General features: G+C 69.8%; 21 protein-coding genes, 1 tRNA gene and 2 pseudogenes. 6 read left to right on the top strand and 18 right to left on the bottom strand.

Annotated elements, in window-relative coordinates; translation table 11 throughout:
* Positions 1-79 precede the first annotated feature (79 nt).
* The gene (locus AQJ91_RS37730) at positions 80-790 is read left to right on the top strand and encodes a type 1 glutamine amidotransferase (RefSeq protein ID WP_067031074.1); all 711 of its coding nucleotides are present in this window, start codon (positions 80-82) and stop codon (positions 788-790) included.
* Here AQJ91_RS37730 and AQJ91_RS37735 read toward each other — a convergent pair.
* The 8 genes from AQJ91_RS37735 to AQJ91_RS37770 all read right to left on the bottom strand — a co-directional run bounded on the left by AQJ91_RS37735 (position 784) and on the right by AQJ91_RS37770 (position 8699).
* On the bottom strand, positions 784-2235 hold the full coding sequence (locus AQJ91_RS37735; protein WP_067031077.1) for an APC family permease: 1452 nt from the start codon (positions 2233-2235) through the stop codon (positions 784-786). The two genes, AQJ91_RS37730 and AQJ91_RS37735, sit on opposite strands and share 7 nt — an antisense overlap.
* A 206-nt stretch (positions 2236-2441) precedes the next feature.
* Positions 2442-3068, bottom strand: a complete 627-nt coding sequence (locus AQJ91_RS37740; RefSeq protein ID WP_067031080.1) for a TetR/AcrR family transcriptional regulator — start codon at positions 3066-3068, stop codon at positions 2442-2444.
* Positions 3069-3101: 33 nt separating this feature from the next.
* A complete protein-coding gene (locus AQJ91_RS37745; RefSeq protein ID WP_067031083.1) occupies positions 3102-3947 on the bottom strand; it encodes a fumarylacetoacetate hydrolase family protein in 846 nt (281 codons plus the stop codon).
* Complete coding sequence (locus tag AQJ91_RS37750) at positions 3940-4869, bottom strand: 3,4-dihydroxyphenylacetate 2,3-dioxygenase (RefSeq protein WP_067031085.1); 930 nt, start codon at positions 4867-4869, stop codon at positions 3940-3942. Before AQJ91_RS37750 ends, AQJ91_RS37745 begins: the two co-directional genes overlap by 8 nt.
* Entirely contained in the window at positions 4862-6349 is a 1488-nt protein-coding gene (locus tag AQJ91_RS37755; protein ID WP_067031088.1) for an aldehyde dehydrogenase, read from the bottom strand. Before AQJ91_RS37755 ends, AQJ91_RS37750 begins: the two co-directional genes overlap by 8 nt.
* Before the next feature lie 124 nt (positions 6350-6473).
* Entirely contained in the window at positions 6474-7286 is an 813-nt protein-coding gene (locus AQJ91_RS37760) for an acetoacetate decarboxylase family protein (RefSeq protein ID WP_067031091.1), read from the bottom strand.
* Positions 7287-7296: 10 nt separating this feature from the next.
* Complete coding sequence (locus tag AQJ91_RS37765) at positions 7297-8505, bottom strand: NAD(P)/FAD-dependent oxidoreductase (protein WP_067031094.1); 1209 nt, start codon at positions 8503-8505, stop codon at positions 7297-7299.
* Positions 8506-8510: 5 nt separating this feature from the next.
* Positions 8511-8699 (bottom strand): ferredoxin, encoded by a 189-nt coding sequence (locus AQJ91_RS37770; RefSeq protein ID WP_037676691.1) that lies wholly within the window; start codon positions 8697-8699, stop codon positions 8511-8513.
* 314 nt (positions 8700-9013) lie between these two features.
* Between AQJ91_RS37770 and AQJ91_RS37775 the strand changes: the two genes are divergently transcribed.
* Positions 9014-10333, top strand: a complete 1320-nt coding sequence (locus tag AQJ91_RS37775; protein ID WP_407696986.1) for a glutamine synthetase family protein — start codon at positions 9014-9016, stop codon at positions 10331-10333.
* A gap of 42 nt (positions 10334-10375) precedes the next feature.
* Positions 10376-11659: a cytochrome P450 gene (locus AQJ91_RS37780; RefSeq protein ID WP_067031101.1), complete on the top strand. Its 1284-nt coding sequence runs from the start codon at positions 10376-10378 to the stop codon at positions 11657-11659.
* Positions 11660-12446: 787 nt separating this feature from the next.
* Here AQJ91_RS37780 and AQJ91_RS37785 read toward each other — a convergent pair.
* The 5 genes and pseudogenes from AQJ91_RS37785 to AQJ91_RS54035 all read right to left on the bottom strand — a co-directional run.
* Positions 12447-13634 carry an ABC transporter ATP-binding protein gene (locus tag AQJ91_RS37785; RefSeq protein ID WP_067031104.1) on the bottom strand — a complete coding sequence of 396 codons (1188 nt, stop codon included), beginning with the start codon at positions 13632-13634 and terminating at the stop codon, positions 12447-12449.
* A 90-nt stretch (positions 13635-13724) separates the two neighbouring features.
* Entirely contained in the window at positions 13725-14558 is an 834-nt protein-coding gene (locus AQJ91_RS37790; RefSeq protein ID WP_067031107.1) for a carbohydrate ABC transporter permease, read from the bottom strand.
* Positions 14558-15517 carry a carbohydrate ABC transporter permease gene (locus AQJ91_RS37795; RefSeq protein ID WP_067031110.1) on the bottom strand — a complete coding sequence of 320 codons (960 nt, stop codon included), beginning with the start codon at positions 15515-15517 and terminating at the stop codon, positions 14558-14560. The genes AQJ91_RS37790 and AQJ91_RS37795 overlap by 1 nt, the downstream gene beginning before the upstream one ends.
* A 70-nt stretch (positions 15518-15587) precedes the next feature.
* Positions 15588-16808 carry an ABC transporter substrate-binding protein gene (locus tag AQJ91_RS37800; protein ID WP_234383281.1) on the bottom strand — a complete coding sequence of 407 codons (1221 nt, stop codon included), beginning with the start codon at positions 16806-16808 and terminating at the stop codon, positions 15588-15590.
* Between the two features lie 435 nt (positions 16809-17243).
* A pseudogene (locus AQJ91_RS54035) lies at positions 17244-17585 on the bottom strand (alpha-amylase family glycosyl hydrolase); the annotation flags it as partial.
* Between AQJ91_RS54035 and AQJ91_RS52815 the strand changes: the two are divergent.
* Positions 17544-18212 carry a phosphotriesterase family protein gene (locus AQJ91_RS52815; protein WP_159054740.1) on the top strand — a complete coding sequence of 223 codons (669 nt, stop codon included), beginning with the start codon at positions 17544-17546 and terminating at the stop codon, positions 18210-18212. The pseudogene AQJ91_RS54035 and the gene AQJ91_RS52815 sit on opposite strands and share 42 nt — an antisense overlap.
* On the opposite strand, the gene AQJ91_RS37810 is transcribed toward AQJ91_RS52815, so the two are convergent.
* Positions 18194-18267: transfer RNA gene (locus tag AQJ91_RS37810), tRNA-Pro, on the bottom strand. The two genes, AQJ91_RS52815 and AQJ91_RS37810, sit on opposite strands and share 19 nt — an antisense overlap.
* Positions 18268-18385: 118 nt before the next feature.
* Here AQJ91_RS37810 and AQJ91_RS37815 point away from each other — a divergent pair.
* On the top strand, positions 18386-19318 hold the full coding sequence (locus AQJ91_RS37815) for an alpha/beta hydrolase fold domain-containing protein (protein ID WP_067031115.1): 933 nt from the start codon (positions 18386-18388) through the stop codon (positions 19316-19318).
* Between the two features lie 35 nt (positions 19319-19353).
* Positions 19354-19671: a cupin domain-containing protein gene (locus AQJ91_RS37820; protein ID WP_234383282.1), complete on the top strand. Its 318-nt coding sequence runs from the start codon at positions 19354-19356 to the stop codon at positions 19669-19671.
* An 8-nt stretch (positions 19672-19679) separates the two neighbouring features.
* Here the strand turns inward: AQJ91_RS37820 and AQJ91_RS37825 are convergent, their stop codons facing one another.
* The 4 genes and pseudogenes from AQJ91_RS37825 to AQJ91_RS37840 all read right to left on the bottom strand — a co-directional run bounded on the left by AQJ91_RS37825 (position 19680) and on the right by AQJ91_RS37840 (position 23444).
* Positions 19680-20189, bottom strand: a complete 510-nt coding sequence (locus AQJ91_RS37825) for a hypothetical protein (protein WP_234383283.1) — start codon at positions 20187-20189, stop codon at positions 19680-19682.
* A 64-nt stretch (positions 20190-20253) separates the two neighbouring features.
* A pseudogene (locus AQJ91_RS37830) lies at positions 20254-21427 on the bottom strand (MFS transporter).
* Entirely contained in the window at positions 21424-22365 is a 942-nt protein-coding gene (locus AQJ91_RS37835) for a VOC family protein (protein ID WP_067031118.1), read from the bottom strand. Before AQJ91_RS37835 ends, AQJ91_RS37830 begins: the two are co-directional and overlap by 4 nt.
* Positions 22362-23444, bottom strand: a complete 1083-nt coding sequence (locus AQJ91_RS37840) for a 4-oxalomesaconate tautomerase (RefSeq protein WP_067031183.1) — start codon at positions 23442-23444, stop codon at positions 22362-22364. The genes AQJ91_RS37835 and AQJ91_RS37840 overlap by 4 nt, the downstream gene beginning before the upstream one ends.
* Positions 23445-23447 lie beyond the last annotated feature (3 nt).

Consider the following 23447-nt stretch of genomic DNA (forward strand, 5'->3'; position numbering starts at 1 on the left):
GGCCTCCAGACTGAACATTTGAGTTCAAACGATATGATCGGCATGAGACAACGACAAGGCCCCGGAAGGAGCACCCACCGTGCGCGCACTCGTCATCCGGCACGAACACGTCACGGAGCCCGGCCTGGTCGGCGACCGGCTCGCCGAGCGTGGCTACGACCTCACCACCGTGACGGTCGTGCCTGAGGACCGGCATCACACCCCGGACGTGTCCTTCGACTTCCCGGACGCCGACGGCTGGGATGTGATCGTGTCGCTCGGCGCGCCCTGGTCGGTGTACGACGAGACGGCGGTCGGCCGCTGGCTGGGCGGCGAGCTGGCACTGCTGCGCGAGGCGCACCACCTCGGTGTCCCCGTGCTCGGCGTCTGTTTCGGCGCGCAGGCGCTGACGACCGCCCTCGGTGGCTCGGTCGCACCCGCTCCCCAGGCCGAGATCGGCTGGACCGGGATCGATACGGCCGACCCCTCCCTGGTCGGCTCCGGCCCGTGGTTCCAGTGGCACCACGACCGCTGTGTCCCGCCGCCCGGCGCCGAGGTGCTGGCCCGGAACTCCGTGTGTGTGCAGGCGTTCCGGCTCGGGCGGAGCCTCGGTGTGCAGTTCCATCCGGAGATCACCACCGCGATGGTGGGCGGCTGGCTCGATCTCGGCGGTGCGGAGGACTGTGTACGGCACGGGATCGACCCCGACGAACTGCTCGCCCACACCCGGACCATGGAGCCGACGGCCCGAACGAACGCCGGCCACCTAGTCGACGGGTTCCTCGACCAGGTGGCCCACGCGGCCTACTGACGCACCGGCCGTTTCAGCCGGCCCGCGGCGATGCCGAGGACCAGCACGGCCGGGACGGTCAGTTCGAGCCAGAGGGCAGTCGTCCGGTCGCCGCCGATGAGGGTCGTGAAGTTCTCGAGGATCAGCCAGATGGCACCGGCGATCCCGACGGCCCCCAGGAGCGGGGCGATCAGCGTGTTCCAGGGTCGGGTGTCCAGACGCTCCCGCCGGAAGAAGGCGACGACCGAGGCCGACGTCAGGAAGTACAGGAGCATGATCGACAGCACCGCGACCCCGCTCCCCCACGAGAACAGCGTCAGCACCGGGTCCTTGCCGGCCAGCGCGAACGGCACGACCAGACAGACGGCGACGGCGGTCTGTACGCCGCCCGCGGCTCCGGGCGAGTGCCGCCGGTTGATCGCCGACAGCCTGCCCGGCAGCAGCCCCTCGCGGCTGAGCGAGAACAGGTAGCGGTTGGCGGAGTTGTGGAAGGCGAGGATGCCGGCGAAGAGGGAGGTGGCCAGCAGGATGGGCAGGACGTCGTTGACCCAGGTGCCGAACTGGGCGGCGATCGGGGCGAAGACGAACGTGGTCGAGTCGCCGCCCGCCAGCGCCTGCCCGGCCGCCTCGGTCGCCTTGGAGGCGCCGTACGAGGAGATCAGCATCCAGGACGCGAAGGCGAAGAAGCCGGTGACCAGCGCGACGGCGGCGTAGGTGGCCCGGGGGACGGTCCGGCGGGGCTCACGCGCCTCCTCGCCGTAGATCGCGGTGGCCTCGAAGCCGATCATCGACGCCACGGCGAACATCAGCGCCACACCCGGGGCGCCCTGCAGGGCCGCGCCCGGCGAGAACGTGTCCGCGAAGCCGAGCCCCTCGGGTCCGCCGCCCTTGGCGAGGGTGACGACCGCGAAGGCGCTCAGGATGCTGAACTCGGCCAGCACGAAGACGGCCAGCACCTTGGCGCCCATCTCGATGCCCGCGGCTCCCAGCACCTGGACGATCACCATGGTGACCAGGGCACACACCCACCAGGGCGCGTCGAACCCGGTGTAGTGCGCGAGCAGGCCGCTCACGGTCGCCCCGTACAGCCCGTACATCGCGGCCTGGATCGCGCAGTACGCGAACAGGGCGATCCCGGCGCTGCCGTTGCCGAGGTTCCGGCCGAGGCCCCTGCCGATGTACCGGTAGAAGGCCCCGGCGTCCACCACATGCCGGCCCATGGCGACGAAGCCGACCGAGAACAGCAGAGTGATCAGACCGGCGGCGAGATAGGCGGCGGGGGCGCCGGCGCCGTTTCCGATGGCCACCGCGATGGGGACGGCGCCCGCGACGCCGGTCAGGGGCGCCTGGGCGGAGAGGACGAAGAAGAGGATGCCCAGCACGCCGAGCGAGTTGGGCTTGAGCTTGCCTGCGGTGGGGGCGTCGGGCGCGGTCTGCTTGATGGGGACCGCCGTCTGACTGTCCACTCGGATCACCTGCCAGGGAGGGGAAGGGGGACTTCGTTTCAGGCCAAACGAGTTGCCTCATAATGGGCTGGAACTATCCGTTTGACAAGGGGTGGCACCAAGATTTCCGGGGCCTGGGCCGGGCTCTTACGGGGCTGTCATCGGGGCGTAATACGGCGACGGAAAAGGCCCTGGACGACACACGTCCAGGACCCGGAAACCGCAGGTCAGACGCCGTTCTCCGGGCTGTCGTCGCCGTCGGCGTCGAGCAGCCGGAGCAGCCCGCGCAGCTCCTCGACGGCCGCGTCGGTGGTCTCGGTCTCGCCGAAGACGAGCTGGTGCAGCACGAGGCCGTCCAGGGCAGCGAAGACCAGCCGGGTCAGCGGCTGTCCGGCGTCGTCGGGGAGCATGCGGGACAGCTCGCGCTCGGTTGCGGCGAAGTAGGTGTCGTAGAGGGCGCGGATCTGCGGCAGCAGCTCGGGGCGGCGCCGGGACTCCAGCAGCAGCTCGTACTGGAAGGCCTGGGTGTCCGGATCGGCGGTGACCATGTCCGAGAGGCCGACCGAGAAGTCGGCGACCTTGCCGGTGCCGGGTTCCAGCGCGCTGGTGTTCACCGAGGTGCGGATCGCGTGGGCGAGGGCCTCCTCGATGAGCGCGTCGCGCGAGCCGAAGTGGTGGACGACCAGTCCGTGCGTGGTGCCCGCCTCCTGTGCGACCGCCCGGTAGGTGAGCTTGCGCAGCCCGCCCCGTGCCACGACCCGCACGGCGGCGTTGAGCAGGGCCTCGCGGCCCTCCCCGTAGTTCATGCGCTTGCGCGGCTCGCGGCCCTCGGCCCCCTCGGCGGATGCGGTCATGTGCGCGACCCTACCCGCGTCCGGGTGTGTGCTTCAGCGCCTGGGCGGGCGGATGCCACGGAACTCCCAGTCGCCGCCGAGCGCGGTGGACAGCACCTCCTCCGACTCGGTGGGCTGCGCGCCGACGTCGGTACGGATCGCGGTCGGACCGGTCACGATGTGGTTGGTGAGCCTGCCGAGACCCTCGGCCTCCACCTCCACGACGTCGCCGGGCCGGACGGGCCGGGAGTTGGCCGGGGTCCCGGACAGGAGCACGTCGCCGGGGTACAGGGTGATGGTGCGGGCGATGTCGGCGACGAGATAGTGCATGTCCCACTTCATCTCGTCGGTCGAACCGTCCTGGACGACCTCGCCGTTGACGTACGTCCGCAGCCGCTTGCCGTGGAAGTCCCAGTCGGTGACCAGGCCCGGGCCGAGCGGGCAGAGGGTGTCGGAGCCCTTCACCCGCAGCATGGAGCCGGCGTCGGTGTCGCGGAAGTCGTGCAGGCCGTAGTCGTTGGCGACGGTGTAGCCCGCGATGTACTCCCCCGCCTCGCGCTGCGAGATGTTCCGCGCGGTCTTCCCGATGACGATGGCGACCTCACCCTCGTAGTTGAGCCACTTGCAGCCCTCGGGCCGGACGATCGCGCCCTGGTGGGAGTTGAGGGCGGAGGTCGGCTTGTGGAAGTAGGTCGGGGCATCCGGGAGTTCGATCCGGAACTCGTCGACACGGCTGCGGTGGTTGAGGTGGACGGCGATCACCTTGGAGGGAACCACCGGAGGCAGATGCCGGGCGTCCTCGATCTTGACGCGGCGGCCGTCTCCGGCGACGAGTTCGTCGCCGTCCCGGACGGTTTCGACGACGGCGCCGTCGAGGAGGATGCGGCGGTACTCAGGCATGGGCGGGCTCCTGTACGGGGTTGAGGGGTGCGGTCCAGCCGTCGGCGGGCCGGTCGAACCACAGGTGCACCTGACCGGTGCCGATGGAGTTCTCGTACTCGCCGTACTGCCGGGCCTTGGCGACGCAGGCCTGTTCGCCGAGGGCACCGGCCATCATCAGGTAGTGGAAGAACTTCGCCTCGGGCTTGTACGTCCAGAACTCGTCCATGGTGTCGAGGACCTTGTCGTGGCGGCCTTCCTTGAACCAGGCGATGCGCTCCTGATCGGCCTCGCGGGCCTCCGGCGTGAAGATGTGCGCCGGGTCGCTGGCCTCGTGGTCACGCAGTTCGCGCAGGGGCCAGAAGGTGTGCGAGAGCGCCCCGGAGGCGATGAGCAGGACCCGGCGCCCCGGGGTGGCGGCGATACCGTCGGCCAGGGCCCGCCCGAGCCGCAGATGGTCCTCCATGTCACCGGTCTGGCAGACACCGATGGTGACCCACCGCTTGTCCGGCAGGCCCTCGCCGAGGAACTTCCAGAGATTGATGGTGGCGTAGTAGATCGGCAGGTAGTCGTCGTCGATCGCGGTGATCCAGGTGCCGTGCTTGTCGGCGAACTTCTCCACGTTGCGGGCGAGTTCGGGGTCACCCGGGAAGTCGTACGGCATCCGGCACATACCGCGCGGCAGTTCCTCGGAGGTGAACAGACCGGCGCGGCGCTGCTGGGCGGCGACGACGAACTCGACGGTCGTGGCCCAGTGGGAGTCGAGGACGACGACGGTGTCGTATTCGTTGGCGGCATCGCGCTCGAAGACGTCCTTCCGGAGCTGCTGGAGCCCGGTGACCAGGGTGATCTCCTTGCCCTCGTTGAGGTCGAGCCGGTCGGCGTCGGGCAGCACGATGGTGGGGACATGGGCGAGCAGCCCCGCCCCGACGATCTCACCCATGGTCCGTCCATCCCTTCGGCGCGGTCACCGTGTTCTTCAGGTCGCAGTAGAAGTCGAAGCTCCAGGTACCGCCCTCGCGGCCGACCCCGGACTGCCGGGAGCCGCCGAAGGGTGCCTGGAGGTCGCGTACGAAGAAGCAGTTGACCCAGACGGTGCCGGCCACGAGCCGGGCACCGACCCGGTCGGCGCGCGCCTGGTCGCCGGTCGCGACGGTGGCGGCGAGCCCGAACCGGGTGTCGTTGGCGAGCCGGACCGCCTCGTCCTCGTCGGCGAAGGTCTGGAGGGTGAGGACCGGCCCGAAGACCTCCTCCTGGACGATCTCCGAGTCCTGGGCCACGTCGGTGAGGAGGGTCGGCGCGTAGTACTGCCCGTCGCTGCGGTGCCCGCCGATGACCGCACGGGCCCCGGCCGCGACAGCCCGCTGCACGAAGCCGTCGATCTTCTCCAGCTGGCGGGGGTGGATGTTGGGCCCGACGTCGGTGGCCGCGTCCCGCGGGTCGCCCTGCGTGAGCCGTGCGGCCTTCTCCGTGAACCGGCGCGTGAACTCCTCGGCGACCGGCTCCTCGACGAGGATGCGGGTGGCGGCGAGACAGACCTGACCGGCGTTGTCGTACTGCTCCACCGCGAGGTCGACGGCCAGCTCCAGATCGGCGTCCGCGAACACCAACAGCGGTGACTTGCCGCCGAGCTCGAGACTGAGCGGGGTGAGGTTGGCGGCGGCCGACGCGGCGATGCGCTGAGCGGTCGGCACCGATCCCGTGAAGCTGATCCGGCGTACATCCGGGTGCGAGGTGAGGGCGTCGCCGATCTCGGCGCCGTACCCCTGGACGACGTTCAGCACCCCGGCGGGCAGCCCGGCCTCGGCGGCGATGTCGGCGAGCAGGGAGGCGGTGAGCGGGGACCACTCGGCGGGCTTGAGGACCACGGTGTCACCGGCGGCGAGGGCCGGTGCGACCTTCCAGGTGGCCAGCATGAGCGGGGCGTTCCACGGCGTGATCAGCACACAGGGGCCGGCCGGGTCCCATGAGACGTGGTTGGTGTGGCCGCGCCCGGCGGCGGAGCCGCCTGATGGAAAGGTGTCGAAGTCGTCGTGGTCCAGGGACAGCAACCAGTCGGCGAAGAAACGGAAGTTGTGGGCGACGCGGGGCATGACACCACGACGGTGGGAGCGAAGAAGGGCACCGTTGTCGGTGGTCTCGACGATGGCCAGCTCTTCGAGCCGCTTCTCCACACCATCAGCGATGGCGTGGAGGATGCGGGCACGTTCGGCACGTGGGGTGGCGGCCCAGGCGGGAAAGGCGGCCTTGGCGGCGGCGACGGCAGAGGCGGCCTCCTTCGGCGTACCTCGGGAGATCTCACCGAGGGTGGTGCCGTCGATGGGCGAGACGTCGGGGAAGGTGCCGGAGGAGGCGACGCGCCGGCCGCCGATCCAGTGCCGGGTGTCGACGGAAACACCGCCAACAGCGATCTTGTCAGCCATGAGAAGGGCTCCAGTTGAAACGAAGGGGTAGATCACTCACCTGAGGGGCGCGGGGCTGTATCGACATGCGGCTCCGCCGTGTGGGCGCGACCAGCCACAACGGACCCGCAGGCACCCACCGGCATCACCCGGCAGACGCTCCGGACGTCCCGGACTCCAGCAGCCGCCCCCCGTCCCAGACGACCCCCACCTGCCGGTAATACGCAGCAATCGGCTCCCGGACCTCCAGCCGAGCCAACTCCTCAGTAGGCGCCTCAAACAGCTCCAACTCGGCATCCCCAACCCACGGTTGACCGCCCTCGAAGGAGTCCGCCCCCGACTCGATCAGCTCATCAAGAGCGAGCCCCTTCCCCTTCTCGATCGACGGCAGCCAGCGATGGTGAACCATCGGATGCCCGTTGACGAACCCGTTGGTCTCGGACGGCTCCCGCAGGGTGACCACGACCTGGGACAACCGCCGATCCGCCGCCGCCAGCGTCGCCCCGAACCGCGCCCCCGCCTCGATCCGCGGAGCGGGCCCATAAGGATGCGGCCGCGTCTGATGAATGGACCCGAGCTTCTTCGGATACCCCTGATGCAGCCCCCGCGCGATGGCGAAGTCCTTGTCCACCCAGATGTACACGCACCGCGAGTACGTCCGCCCCTCGTACTTGCACCGGACGACCGCGAAGGCCTCCTTGTACTGGGACAGCACAGGATCGAGCAGCTCGCTCCCCGCCCCCGAGCACGACTGCCAGTCGGCCCAGATGAGAGCGACCGCACCGGGATCCTCGTCGGCCAACTCCAGCGGCTCGGGCAGCAGTTCCCGCACCCGCGAGGGATCCGTGCGGTACTCGACGGTCAGCAGATCACCGGAGTAACGCCACGGCGGCGACGGAATCAGCGACGAGGCACCGCTCGCCGTCTTGGGATGGAAGTAACCACGAACACCGGCCACTTGAGGCTCCTTACACAGTGAGGGCGGGCTGCTTCAGCAGCTGGGCGCGATACTTGGCGGCGCCCATCGCGGCCGCCTGGCCGCCGAGCGCGACGACGCCGACGAGCCGGCCGTCGACGTGGTAACCGACGAGAACGTCACCGTCCGGGCCGCCATCCAGGACCCGTACGTCATCGAGACCCAGACCGGGCGCACCGAACGACTGAAGCCGGAAGTCGTGCTGATCGCTCCAGAAGGTGGGCAACGGCGCGAAGGGCGCCAACTCCACGTCCCCACCGCCCAGATGAGCGACCAGCGTCTTCGCCGCGTGCCTGGCCGTGTCCGTCGGGATGGACCAGTGCTCGACCCGGCGGGGTACGCCGTCATAGCGGGCGTTGGGGAAACGGGCCACGTCACCGACCGCGACCACATCGGGACGCCCGCCGGCCCGCAGCCACACGTCGGTGAGCACCCCGTCGGAGAGATCGAGCCCGTTGCCGTCCAGCCACTCCACATTGGCGACCGAACCGACCGACTCCACCACGACGTCGGCGGGCAGCACGGTGCCGTCACTCAGCACCACCCCCGTCACACGACTGAGGCCCTCGAACCCTGCGACACCGACACCCAGCCGGAACCGCACCCCGCGTTCCTCGTGCCGCTTGAGCAGCGCGCGGGCGAGCAGTTCGCCGAGCGGCCCGACCATGGGCAGGGCCAGCGGATCCACGACGGTCACCTCGGCGGCACCGAGCCCGACAGCCGTGGCGGCGACCTCGCAGCCGATGAATCCGGCGCCGACCACGACCACGCGCACGCCCGGCCTGGTCAGCTCGTCCCGCAGGCCCTGCGCGTCGGCGAGGGTACGGACCGTGTGGCGGCCGGTGACCGGCCCGGGACAACGCAGTCGTCGGGGCCGCATGCCGGTGGCGACGACGAGTCCGTCGTAGGAGAGAGACGTACCGTCTTCGAGCACAACCGCCCGCTCGCGAAGGCGCGCGGAGACGACCTTCGTGCCGAGCCGCCACTCCACATCGGCGGCAGCCGCCTTCGGTGTGAAGGCCAGCGACTCGAAGGGCGCCTTGCCGGCGAGGACTTCCTTCGACAGCGGCGGCCGGTTGTAGGGCATGTGCGGCTCGTCGCCCACGACGGTGACCGCGCCGGTCCAGCCCGCCGCGCGCAGTTGTTCCGCCGCGCGCAGGCCGCCCATCGAGGCGCCCGCGACGACTATGCGTCCGGTCACGGGGCTCAGCCCTCGATCCGGATGGCCTGCAGGGGACAGACGTCCGCGGCTTCCTCGACCTCGTCGCGCAGTGCGTCGTCCGGGTCGGGGACGTAGGCCAGGTGTCCGTCGTCGTCCATCGAGAAGACGTCGGGGGATGCGAAGACGCACTGGCCGTGGTCCTGGCACTTGTTCATGTCGACGACGACCTTCATGGCCGGTCCTCCTAGGGGGTGGGAGGGCCCGGCCGGCCTGCGGCCGGCCGGGCCCCGTGGCCAAAGGGGTGCGAGAACCGGAAGGGAACCGAACCCCTGACTCGTTTGGCTTCAAACAAGATAGGAACCCGCCGAGTCCTGGTCAATACCTGTCCAGGTGGATAAATTTCTTGGGCCACCCCCTTGCGGGACGACGAATCCCCTCCATACCGTTCGGGTTCAAACGACAGCCCCCGTCGTTCTCACGCCGCCTTCCCCATCCGCCCGAGGAGACATCGGTGAGCTCTCACGACACCCCAGACATCCGCCGGCACATGGAGCGGCTCGCCGCCGAGGGCGTGGACGTGGTCCGGGTCGTCTACCCCGACCTCATCGGCACCGATCGCGCCCGTGACGTCCTGCTGGACCATCTGGCGTCGGCCTGCGCGCACGGCCTGGCCTTCTGCAAGGCGGTGTACCACACCTCCCCGCAGGGCGACGTGGTCCCGGTCGCGGGCGGCCTGGACGCGGGCCTGCCGGACGTGACCGTACGCCCCGACCTGTCCACGCTGGCCGTGCTGCCCTGGGAGCCCGGCGTCGCCACCTGTCTCGGCGAGGTCACCGACCCGGCGACCGGGACGCACGCCCCCGAGTCACCGCGTGACCTGCTGCGTTTCGTGCTGGCCCGGTGCACCGAGCTGGGGCTGCGGCCCGTGGTCGGACCCGAGCTGGAGTACTTCCTGCTGGAGCCCGCGCCCGGCACCCCGACCGGCTGGCGCCGGGCCCCGGAGACCACCGGCGCCGTCTACACCGCCGGTCTGCGCGCCGACCCGGAGAACCATCTGCTGCGCACCCTGCGGAGCCTGCGCGACCTGGGGATCGGTGTCGTCGCCGGGAACCACGAGTTCGACGGCGGCCAGTACGAGATCAACCTGACCCACTCCGACGCGCTGGACGCCGCCGACCGGGCGTTCCGCTTCAAGGCCTCCGTCAAGGAGCTGGCCCGCAAGGAGGGCAGGCTCGCCACCTTCATGGCCAAGCCCTTCGGAGACGCCGGCGGTTCCGGCTTCCACCTCCATCTGTCCTGCGAGGACACCGACGGCCGCAACACCTTCGACGACCCGGCCGGCGCCTACGGCCTCTCGACCACCGCACGGCACGCCGTCGCCGGCGTCATCGCCCACGCCCCCGCGCTCGCCGCGCTGGCCAACCCGACGGTCAACTCGTACAAACGCTTCGGCCCCGACACCCTCGCGCCCTGGCTGATCGACTGGGGTCTGGACAACCGCAGCGCCATGCTCCGCATCCCGCCGGAGCGCGGCTCGGGGGCCCGGCTGGAACTGCGGCTCGGCGACGCCAGCGCCAACCCGTATCTGCTGATCGCGGGCACGGTCGCTGCCGCGCTGCTCGGCGTCCAGGCGGGCGAGGAGCCACCGGCGCCGCTGGAGGGCTACGGCTACGACACGGCCAGGTCGGCCGTGCTGCCGACGGACCTGTCCGCCGCGCTGGACGCCCTGGAGGCGGACACCGCCCTGACCGATCTGCTCGGCAAGGACTTCACCACCTCCTTCCTCACCTACAAGCGCAACGAGGTCGAGCGCTTCCAACGGCATGTCACCGACTGGGAGTTCACCGAGTACGCCTACCACCTGTGACCGCCACCCACGTCCGCCGCCCGTGACGCCCTGGAGCCACCGATGACCGAGATCCTGACCCCCGCCGTGAACGAACCGATGCCGCTGGCCGACGTCGACCTCGCCGACCTCGACAACTTCACCGACGGGGTCACCCCGTGGCGGATGTTCCACACCCTGCGCCACGAGGACCCGGTGCACTGGCAGCCGGAGGAGGCGCCCAACTCCGGTTTCTGGGCGGTGACCCGGCACGCGGACATCGCCCGCGTCGACCGCGACGCCGAGACCTTCACCTCGACGAAGTTCGTCAACCTGGAAGAGGTCGACGAGAACCAGATCAAGAAACGTGCCTCGATCCTCGAACTGGACGGCGTCCGCCATCGCGCCCTGCGCAGCGTGATCCAGCGCCAGTTCGGGGCGAGCGTCATCAACAGCTACACCGACTTCCTGCGCGGCCTGACCGCGACCACGCTGGACGCGGCCCTCGCCAAGGGCGCCTTCGACTTCGTCGCCGACGTCTCCGCGGACTTCCCCATCAACGTCCTGGCCCGCCTCCTGGACGTACCGCCGGAGGACAACCAGCAGCTCATCGACTGGGGCAACCGCATCATCGGCAACACCGACCCCGACTACGCGGACGTGCTCCTGCACAGCGCGGAGAGCGAGAAGTACCGCGACCTGCCGTTCCGCTCGCCCGCCTCGATCGAAGTCTTCGAGTACGGACGTGAGCTGGCCCGGCAGCGGCGCGGCGGCGACGGCACCGACCTGGTCTCACGCCTCGTCAACGCGACCCCGCGCGACGGGGTCCCGCTCTCCCCGCAGGACTTCGACAACTACTTCCTGCTCCTGGTGGTCGCCGGCAACGAGACCACCCGCCACACCATCACCCATTCCATGCTGGCCCTCCTCCAGCACCCCGAGCAGCTGGCCCGTCTCCAGGAGGACCCCTCCCTGATCCCGGTGGCGGTCGAGGAGTTCCTGCGCTGGGCCTCCCCCGTCTACCACTTCCGCCGCACCGCCACCCGGGACGTCGAACTCGGCGGCAAGCGGGTCAGGGCGGGCGACAAGGTCGTCATGTGGTTCGCCTCCGGCAACCGCGACGAGGAGGTCTTCGGCAACCCGTACGACTTCGACGTCACCCGCGCCGACAACGACCACGTCACCTTCGGCAAGGGCAGCCCGCACCTGTGCCTGGGCAACCTGCTCGCCCGCACCGAGATCCGCATCATGTTCGAGGAACTGATCCCACGGCTGGCGGACATCAGGCTGGTGGGCGACGTGCCGCGGGTCCGCTCCAACTTCGTCAACGGCATCAAGAGGCTGCCGGTCGAGGTGACGCTCGCCTGACCGGGCGAAAGGCGCTCCGGGCTTCACAGGATAGGGCGGGCGACGTACGACGCCTGTCTGGCCCGTGCCGAGGCGGTGCCACTGCTCCCCACGCGCATGCTGAGGGCCCCCTGGCCCGCCCGGCCGCTCGCCGTTCTGAAGGACCACGACAGGGTGTTCGCCCTGCTCGAATTTCCGCGGACGTGCGGGCAGTGGCTTGTGCGGCGTTTTCCAGCGGAATGAGTACGCGCGATACGCGCGAGACACAGGGCGCAAGAAAGGCAAGGTACTATGCCTGACAGGCACTGCCTCCCTGTTCAAGGCGGAAGCCTTGAAGGATGTTCTGGCCGCCCGTGAGAACGGACAATTGCCTGCGGCGGACGGCGTGTACGACACACGTCGGGTCGCTTCTGTGGTTCGTCATGACCGGTGCCGGCGTCAGGATCGCTCCCTTCGGGATAGCCCTTACGGGGCTCTACGCGATAGAGCGCGCGATCACCGTGAAAGCGCGAGGGTGGCGCGTGGCCATGACGTCGATGCTGGTCGCACCCGAGTGGTTCTACGACCTTTTCCCTCCAGGGTGTGCACAACCGCGCACTGGCAGAGACAGCCTCCGAAGGGAACGCAACTGGTAGGCAGCGGACCGCGGCGGCGCCGTGGGCCCAGATGCGAATGGGCCTCCACGGGCATCCGCCCGCGAAGACCCTTCACGGGGAACTTTCCGGGACGCCTGCGCAGTCGACGAAGACCAGCCGCCTCTTGGGTCACCGAGTACATGGATGCGGATCGCGCCCTGTGTGGTGCATCGTCAGTCCGCCCTCACTGGATGCGTAAGGTTCGCTCCGGTCGCCGGGTCGAACACGTGAACCTTGGCCATGTCGACCTGCAGCTCCACCGGCTCGCCCTCGCGGGCACGCGTGGCGGCGTCCAGGCGGGCCACGAGCTGCTGGGTGTCGGCGCCGGTGTCGCGCAGGCCCGATTCCTTGGCGAGCTCCTCCAGTTCGGCGGTCGTCGCGGGCCCGCCCTCCGCGGTGAAGTAGACATACACATCGGAGCCCAGCGACTCCAGTACTTCCACAGTGGCGGTGAAGACCGGCCCCGTCCGGTCCCGGTCGTGTGACAGGGCCACGTCCTCGAATGCCTCCGGTCGTAGCCCGACGATGACCTCGCGGGGCGCGTTCTGCCGTTCCAGCGCCCGCCTCGTACGGTCGCCGAGGGTCAGGTCGCCCAGGGACGAGCGCAGGGCACCGCCCGCCAGAGTGGCGTTCAGGAAGTTCATCGCCGGGGAGCCGATGAAGCCCGCCACGAAGATGTTGCGCGGCGAGTCGTACAGCTCGGCAGGTGTGCCGATCTGCTGGACCAGACCCTGTCTCATGACCACGACCCGGTCGCCGAGCGTCATCGCCTCGGTCTGGTCGTGAGTGACGTACACGGTGGTCGTGCCGAGACGCCGCTGCAGCCGGGAGATCTGGGTGCGCATCTGTACCCGGAGTTTGGCGTCCAGGTTGGACAGCGGCTCGTCCATCAAGAACGCCTTGGGATCACGGACGATCGCCCGTCCCATGGCCACCCGCTGGCGCTGACCGCCGGAGAGGTTGGCGGGCTTGCGGTCCAGGTGCTCGGTGAGGTCAAGGATCCGGGCGGCTTCCGTCACCTTGGCGTTGATGGTGTCCTTGTCCACCTTGGCCAGGCGCAGCGGGAAGCCCATGTTCTCCCGGACGTTCATGTGCGGGTACAGGGCATAGCTCTGGAACACCATGGCGACGTCGCGTTCCTTGGGAGCCAGGTCGTTGACGACTCGGTCTCCGATGCGCAGGGTGCCCTCGGTGATGTCCTCAAGTCCGGCGATCATGTTCAGGGTGGTGGACTTGCCGCATCCCGACGGACCGACCAGGATCACGAACTCGCCGTCGGCGATCTCGAGGTCCACGTCCTTCACGGCGAGGGCCCCGTCGGGAAAGCGCTTGGTGACTCCCTCAAGGATGATCTCGGCCATGGATGGTGCCTCCTTGCCTTCATGCCTTCCGGGTCCGAGTACTGCGGTCGGTGGCCCGGACCGGTGGCCTGTCTGCCGCGGTCGGCCCGTTCACCCCTTGACTGCCCCGGAGGTCAGTCCGGCGACGATCCGCCGCTGGAAGAACAGGACGAAAACGATGATCGGGATGGTGATGACCACAGCGGCGGCGGCGATCGACCCTGTGGGCTGCTGGAACTGGGAGCTCCCGGTGAAGAACGCGATCGCGGCAGGCACGGTGCGCGCGGACTCGGTGGACGTCAGCGAGATCGCGAACAGGAAGTCGTTCCAGCAGAAGATGAACACGAGAATGGCCGTGGTGAACACGCCCGGCGCGGCCAGCGGCACGATGACCATCCGGAAGGCCTGCGCGGGCGTCGCCCCGTCGACCTTGGCGGCCTTCTCCAGATCCCAGGGGATCTCCCGGAAGAACGCCGACAGGGTGTAGATCGCGAGCGGCAGGGAGAAGGTCATGTACGGGATGATCAGCCCGATCCAGGTGTCGAAGATCCCGATGATCCGCTCGATGTTGAACAGCGGTGACACCAGGGAGATCGGCGGGAACATGGCGATCAGCAGTGACATGCCGATGAGCACCCGCTTGCCGGGGAACCGCAGCCGGGCCACCGCGTAGGCGGCCATGGTGCCCAGCGCCACCGCGACCACCGTGGCGATCAGGGCGATGCCGATCGAGTTGATCAGCGCACGGGTGAACTCGGTGGTCTCGAAGATGCCCTGGTAGTTCTCCCAGGTCCAGTCCGTGGGGATGTAGTTGCCGTCCGTCAGGGTGCTGGGGTCCTTGAACGACAGCGCGGCGATCCACCACACCGGGAACAGGGCGTACAGCACCACCACCACGTTCAGGACGCCCCATCGGGTGGCATGTGTCTTTCCCACTGCGGCCATCAGCGCTTCACCTCCGCGCCCGGTGCTGCGGTGCCGAACAGTTTGACGAAGGTGAAGGCGATGATCCCGACGCAGATGAAGATCAGGACCGAGATCGCCGACCCGATGCCCAGGTTCAGCGCGGTGAACAAGTTGTCGTACCCGAGGATCGACAGAGAGCCGGTCCCGTGGGCGCCCGTGGTCAGGATGTAGATGTTGTCGAAGATCCGGAACGCATCAAGTGTGCGGAAGAGCAGTGCCACCAGGATGGCCGGTTTCATCAGCGGCAGCATGATCTTGGTGAAGCGCTGCCAGGCGGTGGCACCGTCCACCATGGCCGCCTTCAGGGTCTCCTCGGGGACCAGCGCGAGACCCGCGAGCAGCAGCAGGGCCATGAACGGCGTCGTCTTCCACACCTCGGCGAGGATGATCAGCCAGAGGGCGGGCCACTGCTCGGTCAGCGGGGCCTCCCCGCTGGGCAACAGCTCGGCGAGGTATCCGAGCTCCGGGGTCCAGGCGTACTGCCAGGAGAAGGCGGCGACGACCGTGACGATTCCGTACGGAATGAGGACCGACGTGCGGACGACGCCGCGCCAGAAGATCGTGCGGTGCATGACCAGGGCGAGCCCCATTCCGAGGGCCAGTTCGATCGTCACGGACACGGCGGTGATGAACAGCGTGACCCAGAAGGCGTCCCACCAGAACGGGGAGGACAGCACCGCCCCGTAGTTGTTCAGACCCACGAACTCCGCCTGTCCGGGAAAGCGCAGGTCGTACCGCTGGAGGGACAGATAGACGGCGTACCCGATGGGGTATGCGGTCACGGCGATCATGACGACGACCGCGGGCGCGCAGAGCAGCCAGCCGAGCCGCCGCTCCTGCCTGGCGCCCGCCGAGAGTGCCGCCCGGTCCGGCCCGGCCTGCTCCGTCTCCACCTCGGGGGGCGGCGGGGTTCCGGCCGGTTGCGCCCGCGTGCTCATCTCGGGCCGTCCGAGGACGAGGCCCGCGCACCGCGGCGCCGGCTGACGGAGTGGTGCGGGAGGAGGTGGTTCACGGGATCACACCCTCGGATCGCAGGGCATCGTCGATCTGCTCCCTGATGGTGTCGACGGAGCTCTCCGGATTGATCCCGGACGGCGGAGACAGCGTGTGGGAGACCGCGATCGACACGTTCTGGTAGGCAGGAGTGAGCGGGCGCACGCTCGCCGACTCCAGGGCGGCCAGCACCTCCCCCGAGAAGGGGTACTCCTTCATGAACGCGGGATCGTCGTACAGGGCGCGCAGGGTGGGCGGCAGACCGCCCTCGAGCGCGGCGGTGAGCTGGTTCTCCCGGTTGCGCAGGCACAGCGCCGCCTCGAAGGCCAGGTCGGGGTGGCGCGAGTAAGCGCTCACCGCCAGATCGATGCCGCCGATGGTGGGCCGTGCCGGGCGGTTCGCGTCGACCCGGGGGTACGGCGCCCAGCGGAAGTTCTTGAACAGCTCGGGGTTGTTCGCCTTCATCGACGGATAGACGAACGGGTAGTTGAGCTCGAACGCCGCCACCCCCGACTCCATGGCGAGGCGGTTCTGGTCCTCCATCTGGTTGGACAGGGAGGGGTCCGCGGCCGGGGACCTCGCCAGATCACGCATGATCCCGGCGGCCCGCACGGCAGGAGGGCCGAGGGAGGGCTCGGTCGCGCTCGCGTTGAGGATGGAGCCGCCCGCACTGTTGATCAGCGTGTTGAACCAGACGGTCAGGCCCTCGTACTGGGCGCCCTGAATCTCCACGAAATGCGGTTTGCCCTGCCGGGCGAGGGCGCCGACCATGTCCAGCATCTCGGCCCAGGTCCTGGGTGGGGTGGGCACCAGGTCCTTGCGGTACCACAGGAGCTGGGTGTTGGTGTTGTACGGGACGGCGTACAGCTTGCCCCTCCAGGTCGAGGTCTGCAGCGGTACGCGCAGGGTGCCCTCTACGGCCTGCCGCCTCGCCGTCCCAGTCCATTCCCGGATCCAGCGTGCCTCGGCGAACTCCGCCGCCCAGGTGACGTCCAGGCCCAGGATGTCGAGCGAAGCGTCCTCAGCGGCGAGTCTGCGGACAAGCTGCTGGCGCTGGCCGTCCGCGGCACGCGGGAGCTTGTTGTAGCTGATCCTGTAGCGGCCGCCCGACGCCTGGCTGCACCGGTCGGCCGCCTTCTGGAGCGCACCGGAGTCGTCGGGGAAGTTGTACCAGTTGAGGGTGGGACTACCGGAGCCCTCGTCACTGCCACAAGCGGCGAGCACCGACGCCAGCAACGGCAGTACGGCGAACGCCCGCAGCCATCGCGTCCCTCTGGGACGTCCCTTCTGACCCGAAACGGGCCGGCAGCCGCACCTCGCGTGCACGCGCTCCACACCTCGCTTCCGGACGGTGACACGGAACTCGGACCTCGCAGCGTTTCCCTCCCGGCGAACACTAAAGACCACATAATGCAAGATCAAGCACAAATCGAATCATCTATTCGCCCAGCCCGGCCCACTGGTGGGACCGACTCGGCGAACCTGCGGGCGCGGAAGGGGGGACGATCAGCTTCGTCTACTTCCCGCTGCTCTACGGCAGGGTGCACGGTCTGTTCGACATGGAAGAGTCCACCGAACAAGGGAAACGTTTACATAACCGCCCCATCGCACCCGGTCCCCATCTGGCCCCCAAGAACGACGAAGACGCCACTTCCGATCAACCGGAAACGACCTCCGACCTGCTGTCGCCACCGGCCCGTTTCCACTCGGGGCGAGCGTATGGCGCCAGCGGTGGGCATGCACCAACCCGTCGACGCCGCGGTCCAGCCAGAACCGCAGCACCTGCTCGAAGTAGCCGCCGACCTCGGGGTTGCGCCAGTTCAGGTCGGGCTGCTCCGGCCCGAACAGGTGCAGGTACCACTGGCCCGGTGTCCCGTCGGGCTCGGCGACCGGGGTCCAGGCGGGTCCGCCGAACATGGAGTGCCAGTTGCTGGGCGGCAGTTCGCCACCTGTGCCGCGGCCCTCGGCGAAGTGGAAGCGGGATCCGTCCGGGCCGTCCGGGCCTTCGGCCAGGGGATCGACCGCCACGAGGAGCGCTGGTTCGCCGCGGGAGCGGCGGCGGCCCGGAGCACGGGAGCGGCCGTGGCGGTGCACACCGAGATCGGGACCGCCGCGCACGCCGCCCTGGACCTCCTGGACAAGCACGGCATCCCGGCCGGACGGGTCCTGTTGGCCCACACCGACCGCAACTCCGATCCGGAACTCCACCTCGACCTCATCGCCCGGGGCGCGTACCTCGTCTACGACAGGATCGGGCGGATCAAATACCGGCCGGACTCAGTTGTCCCCGACCTCATCGAGCACATGGCCGAGGCCGGCAAACTGGGCCAGATCCGCTTGGGAACCGACGCCGGACGCAAGTCCTCGCTCATCTCCTACGGTGGCGGGCCGGGCATTGATGTGCTCGGCCGGGACTTCGTCCCGCGGTTGCGTCGGCGTCTGGGCCACGAGGCGGTCGAGACCGTACTGCGGCATGCCCCCAGACACTGCTGGCCAAAGCACCGCCTTCGCCGGTCTCGGAGTAAAGGTACCGATGAGCGACACGCCCAACTGCGAAGCCGGAAACGCCCCACGCGGAAAAGGGCCCCCACAGACTCTCGCCTGCGAAGACCCTCGCACCGTCGGGACGACAGGATTTGAACCTGCGACCCCTTGACCCCCAGTCAAGTGCGCTACCAAGCTGCGCCACGTCCCGGTGCGTTGTGCGCGGTGAACCGCGTGAACACGCAGGTAAACCCTACCCCATGTGCAGCACGACCCCGCGCGGGACATGATTGCCTAACTCAAGTAAATTCCCGTGGGAATGGAGTCGCATGTCCCTCCTCGCCAGGCCGGCAGTGGCCGCCTTCGTCGCCAAGGCGCTGCAACGTATGACCACGATGGCGGACCGGCGTTCCGGGGGTCGCGGCTCCGCCGCCGCCTCGCACGCCCGGTTCCCCGAATTCCCGCGCAACGTCAGGGAGTTGACCATCCCGACGTCGGTCGCCCCGGCCCGGGCGGTGGTCTATCTGCCCGGGACCGACGCCCCGGCACCGCCCGTGCACGTCAACTTCCACGGCGGCGGGTACGTCATGGCGCTGACCGAGCTGGACGACCCTCTGTGCCGGTTCCTCGCCGCCGAGGCGGGCGTGGTCGTGATCAACGTGGACTACGTCGTCGCTCCGCAGCATCCGTTCCCGGCCCCGGCCCGGCAGGCGTACGAGGTCGTGCGGTGGGTCGCCGAGCAGGGTGCCGAGCACGGCTGGGACGGCGGGCGGCTCAGCATCGGCGGGCAGAGTGCCGGCGGCGGGCTCGCGGCGGCCGTGGCACGGCAGGCGATGGAGGAGGGCGGGCCGTCGATCACGCTCCAGGTCCTGCACTATCCGCCGCTCGACCTGGCGACCGGCATCCGCAACAAGCGCGCCGCCGTCCCCAAGCCGATGCTGCGGCCCTGGATGGGCGACGTCTTCGACTCGTCGTACGTCCCGGACGTACGACTGCGCCGCGACCGGCTGGTGTCGCCGGCGCATCCGTCGGACACGGCGGACCTGAAGGGCATAGCCCCGGCACTGGTCATCACGGCCGCGCACGACGTACTCAGGGCGGAGGCCGAACGGTACGCCGAGCGGCTGCGGGAGGCGGGGGCGCTGGTCGGGTACCACGTGGTGGCCGGTGCCGATCACGGCTACGACGGGAAGGACGACGCGCGAGCTCGGGAGGTGTACGCCCTGATCGCACGGGAGGTGCGGGGGGCTGCGAGCGGGTGAGGAACGCGGCGCCAGCCGGGCCGCTCCACCGGCCAGTGCCCGCGCGCGCCGAGCAGGCACCCACCAGCCTCCAGGCAGACGGCCACCGTCGGGCGCCCCTGCACTCACACAACTGCGACGACCACGTGACCGTCCTCGACGGCGAGGCGGAGGTGGTGGTGGACGGCGAGGTGACGAAGCTGGAGCGGTTCGACACGACCTACATCCCGTCGCCGGTCCCCCACCTGTTCCGCAACATCGGCGACCGCCCGCTGCGCATCCTGTGGGTGTATTCCTCGGGCCATGTGACCCGCACGTTCACCGAGACCGGTCGCACGGTCGAACACCTGTCGGCCGAGGACCGGATGGGCTGAGGACGAGCTCAGGCGGCCCCATGCCGCCGCGCGATGGCCCGGATCTCGTACACGGCGGCCGGATCCTGCAACTGCATCGTCCCGGCCTCGCGGCCCTCGTGGTGCAGCCGCAGCCGCGGTCCGTCGACGAGCACCCGCAGCTCCGGCCACGGGTGACGCCACAGCAGGACGGAACGCTCCCACATCTGCACGCCATGGGTGGTCACGAGGAGCTGGTACTGCGGGCCCTGGTGCAGGTCGGGCGGGGTGTGTTCGGCGTACGGGGGCCGGACCGTGTAGGTGCCGAGCACCGTCTCCCCCGGCTCCAGGGCCTGGTCGCGGATGCCGCGTCGGCGACCGATCCGCACCCCGGTCCAGGCGGCGAGCCCCGCCGTCGGAACGCACACGGCCGCCATCGCCCACCACGGCAGCCCGAGCCGGATCCCGAATCCGCCGACGGCCACCACCGCGAGGAGCGCCGTCGCGACGGCGCCGGACCACTCGGCGCGCCGCAGGCGCCGGTCCCGGCCTTCGCCCATCGCTCCTCCTTCGGACAGGTTTTCGTGCGGCCGTAGAAAGTACCAGGCCACCCGCGGCGGCCGGTCAGTGGGCGACGACCAGTTCCTGCTCGCTGCCGCTGCGCGGCCCCTGCTTCGGGCCACGCAGGGCCGCGATGCCGATGAAGACCATGGACGACAGTCCGGCGAGGGCGAAGGCGGTGACCCCCCAGTCACCCTGGTCCGCGGCGAGCAGCCGGCCGCCCGGCAACGGTCCGAAGACGGCGCCGAAGCGGCCCATGCCGGAGGTCCAGCCGACCGCGGTGGCGCGGTTCCCGGCGGCGGAGCGGATGGACACCGTCGCGTAGATCATCGTCTGGGCGCTGCCGAGGAACACGCCGGTCAGGAAGACGACCAGGAAGGTCACGCCCAGCGGCATGTGGACGCAGGAACACACCGGCGGCCGTGACCGCGAACCAGGTCGCCGAGATGCGCGGGGCGCCGAAGCGGTCGGCGGCCCGGCCGGCGACGACCATGCCCACGATGCCGCCGAGGTTGAACAGCACCACGAAGGTCAGGGCCGAGCCCAGGTTGTAGCCCTCGCCGCGCATCAGGGTGGGCAGCCAGGTGGCGACGCCGTGGACGAGGAGCAGTCCGCCGAAGGAGGCCAGCCAGTACAGCAGCGTCTGGATCCACTCGCCGCCGCGGAACAGACCGGCGCGCGAGTTCCAGCGGTCGCCGGCGGCCTTCTTGCCGGGCGCGGCGGGCAGTTCGACCTCGTAGCGGTCGGCCGGCGCACGGGCCTCCTCGGTGCGGCCCGTGGCGACCAGGAAGCTCAGCGACTCGGGCAGGAACCTGGCCAGCACCGGCGCGAAGAGCAGCGGGACCACGCACACCCAGAACGCGGCACGCCAGCCGACCGGCTCCACCAGCCACTTGGCGACGTAGGCGGAGAGGATGCCGCCCGCGTGGTGGGCGGTCATCAGCATGCCGATGGTGAGGGCGGCGCGGCCGCGCGGGGCGTAGTCGGAGACCATGCTGATCGCGGTCGGCAGCAGTCCGCCGAGGCCGATGCCGGCGAGGGTCCGGCCGAGCCTGAAGAGCGCGACGCCGAGGTCACCGGCCTGGCCGGCGGTGAGGCCGAGGGCCTCGGTCGCCGGCATGTGCGGCAGCGCCGAGCCGTAGATGAACATGTCGAGGCCGTCGAAGAGGACGGCCAGCCAGCACAGGCCGACGACCAGGACGGCCAGTCTGCTGCCGCGAGCGGAGGGGACAATCAAGGCGTCCCATGCGTGTGGAACGACTCGATGGTCTTCAGTCCCCAGGCCTGTCCCTTGGCCCGCTCCGCCTCGGTCCAGGTGATGAGCGGCCAGTCGGGGGCCAGCACCAGCCGGGTGAGCGGGTTGCACAGTTCGATGCGGTTGCCGCCCGGCTCGTAGACGTAGAGGAAGAACGTCTGCTGGATGGCGTGCTTGTGCGGTCCCGTCTCGATGAACACGCCGCTGTCGATGGCGAGATCGGCGGCGCGCAGGATGTCCTCGCGGGTGTCGGTCGCGAAGGCGATGTGGTGCAGCCGGCCGGTGGAACCGGTCCAGTCCGAGGTGTAGACGACGTCGTACGACTTGTCGGTGAAGGTCAGCCAGCGCGCCGCGATCTTCCCGTTGTCGAGCCGGATCTGCTCGGTGGGCCGGGCGCCGAGGACGCTCTCCTGGAACTCGGCGTTGGCGAGCACGTCGGCGGCGAGGAAGTTGACGTGGTCGATCCGCCGTACGCCGACGCCCCGGTTGGGCTTGGCCTGCGGCTGGTTCTTCAGCGCGGGCCGCAGCTCCTCCGGCGCCCGGTAGTGCTCGCTCTCCCAGTAGAGGGCGTGCTCGTGCCCGTCGGGGTCGGTGGTGAGGTAGAGCCTGCCGATGCCGGGCTCGTCCTCGACCCACTTGCCGGAGCCGCCCGCCTCCTCGATCGCCTTGATGCGGCGGTGCAGTGCGTCCTCGCTGGAGGTGCGCAGGGCGAGCCGGCCGAGGCCGGGCCGCTCGCGGGCGGTGAGGACGAGGCTGTGGTGCTCGTAGTCGTCGAAGGTCCGCAGGTAGACGGTGTCGCCGTCCTGCCCGTTGACGGTGAGGCCCAGATAGTCGGTGCAGAAGGCGACGCTGGCGTCCAGGTCGGGGGTGAAGAGCTGGGCGTGGCCGATGTGGGCGATGTCGCCGAGCGGCGGGGTCATCGGGGGCCTCCAGGGGTTGCTGCGGGGATCGGGGCCGTCTCGGTGGACCTGGGGAAGACGGTGCCGTCGAAGATCTTGCGGGCCGTACGGACCACGGCCGTGCGGCGCGCGGAGGGCAGGCCGTCGGAGCCGGTGCCGAGGCTGCTCTCGAGGTCCAGGAATCCCGTGGGGTGTTCGATGCGAACTCGGTCACCCTCGGCGGGCAGTTGGGCAAGCTCCGCACCGACGCCGCCCTCGATCCGCAGTCCGGCGGCGACACTGGCCGCGCCGAGCACGCCGATCGACGTATGGCAGCGCACGGGAATGAAGGTGCGGGTGGTGACCGCGCCGCCGGCGCGGGGCGGGGTGAGGAGGGTGAGCTTGGGCACGGTGGTGTCCGCCACGTCACCGAGCCCCATCAGCCGACCCGCCGCCAGACGGATCTCCCGGAGCCGGTCGGCGAGCGCGACGTCCTCCTCCAGGTCCTTGGGCGACTCGTAGCCGGTGACCTTGAGCGAGGAGGCCGCGATGAGGACCGTCGGCATGCCGTTGTCCACACAGGTCACCGGTACGCCGTCGATCTCGTCGCGGACGTTGCCGGTGGGCAGCAACCTCCCTGCCCCCGCCGGGAATTCGATCACCACGGGAGCGGCCGTGCCCGGTACGCCGGGGATCTCGGCGTCACCGGTGTAGTCGACCCGGCCGCCCGGGGTGGGAAAGGTCGCCGTGGCGTGGTCGCCGCTGTTGACCATGCGGATGCGGACGGAGGTCCGCTCCTCCCCCGCCGGGACCAGTCCGCGCTCGACGGCGAACGGGCCGATGCCGGCGAGGATGTTCCCGCAGTTCTGACGGTCACTCACCTCGGGCTTGTCTACGGCGACTTGGAGGAAGAGGTAGTCGACGTCGGCCCGCGGGTCGGCGGAGGGGGACACCACGGCCACCTTGCTGGTGAGCGGGTGCGCCCCGCCGAGGCCGTCGATCTGCCGCTCGTCGGGGCTGCCCATGACGCGCAGCAGCAGTGCGTCGCGGGCGGCCGGGTCGGCTGGCAGGTCCCCGGCGAGGAAATAGGCGCCCTTGGAGGTGCCACCGCGCATGAGCATACA

The organism is Streptomyces dysideae, from assembly GCF_001514305.1.
Classification (GTDB): Bacteria; Actinomycetota; Actinomycetes; order Streptomycetales; family Streptomycetaceae; genus Streptomyces; species Streptomyces dysideae.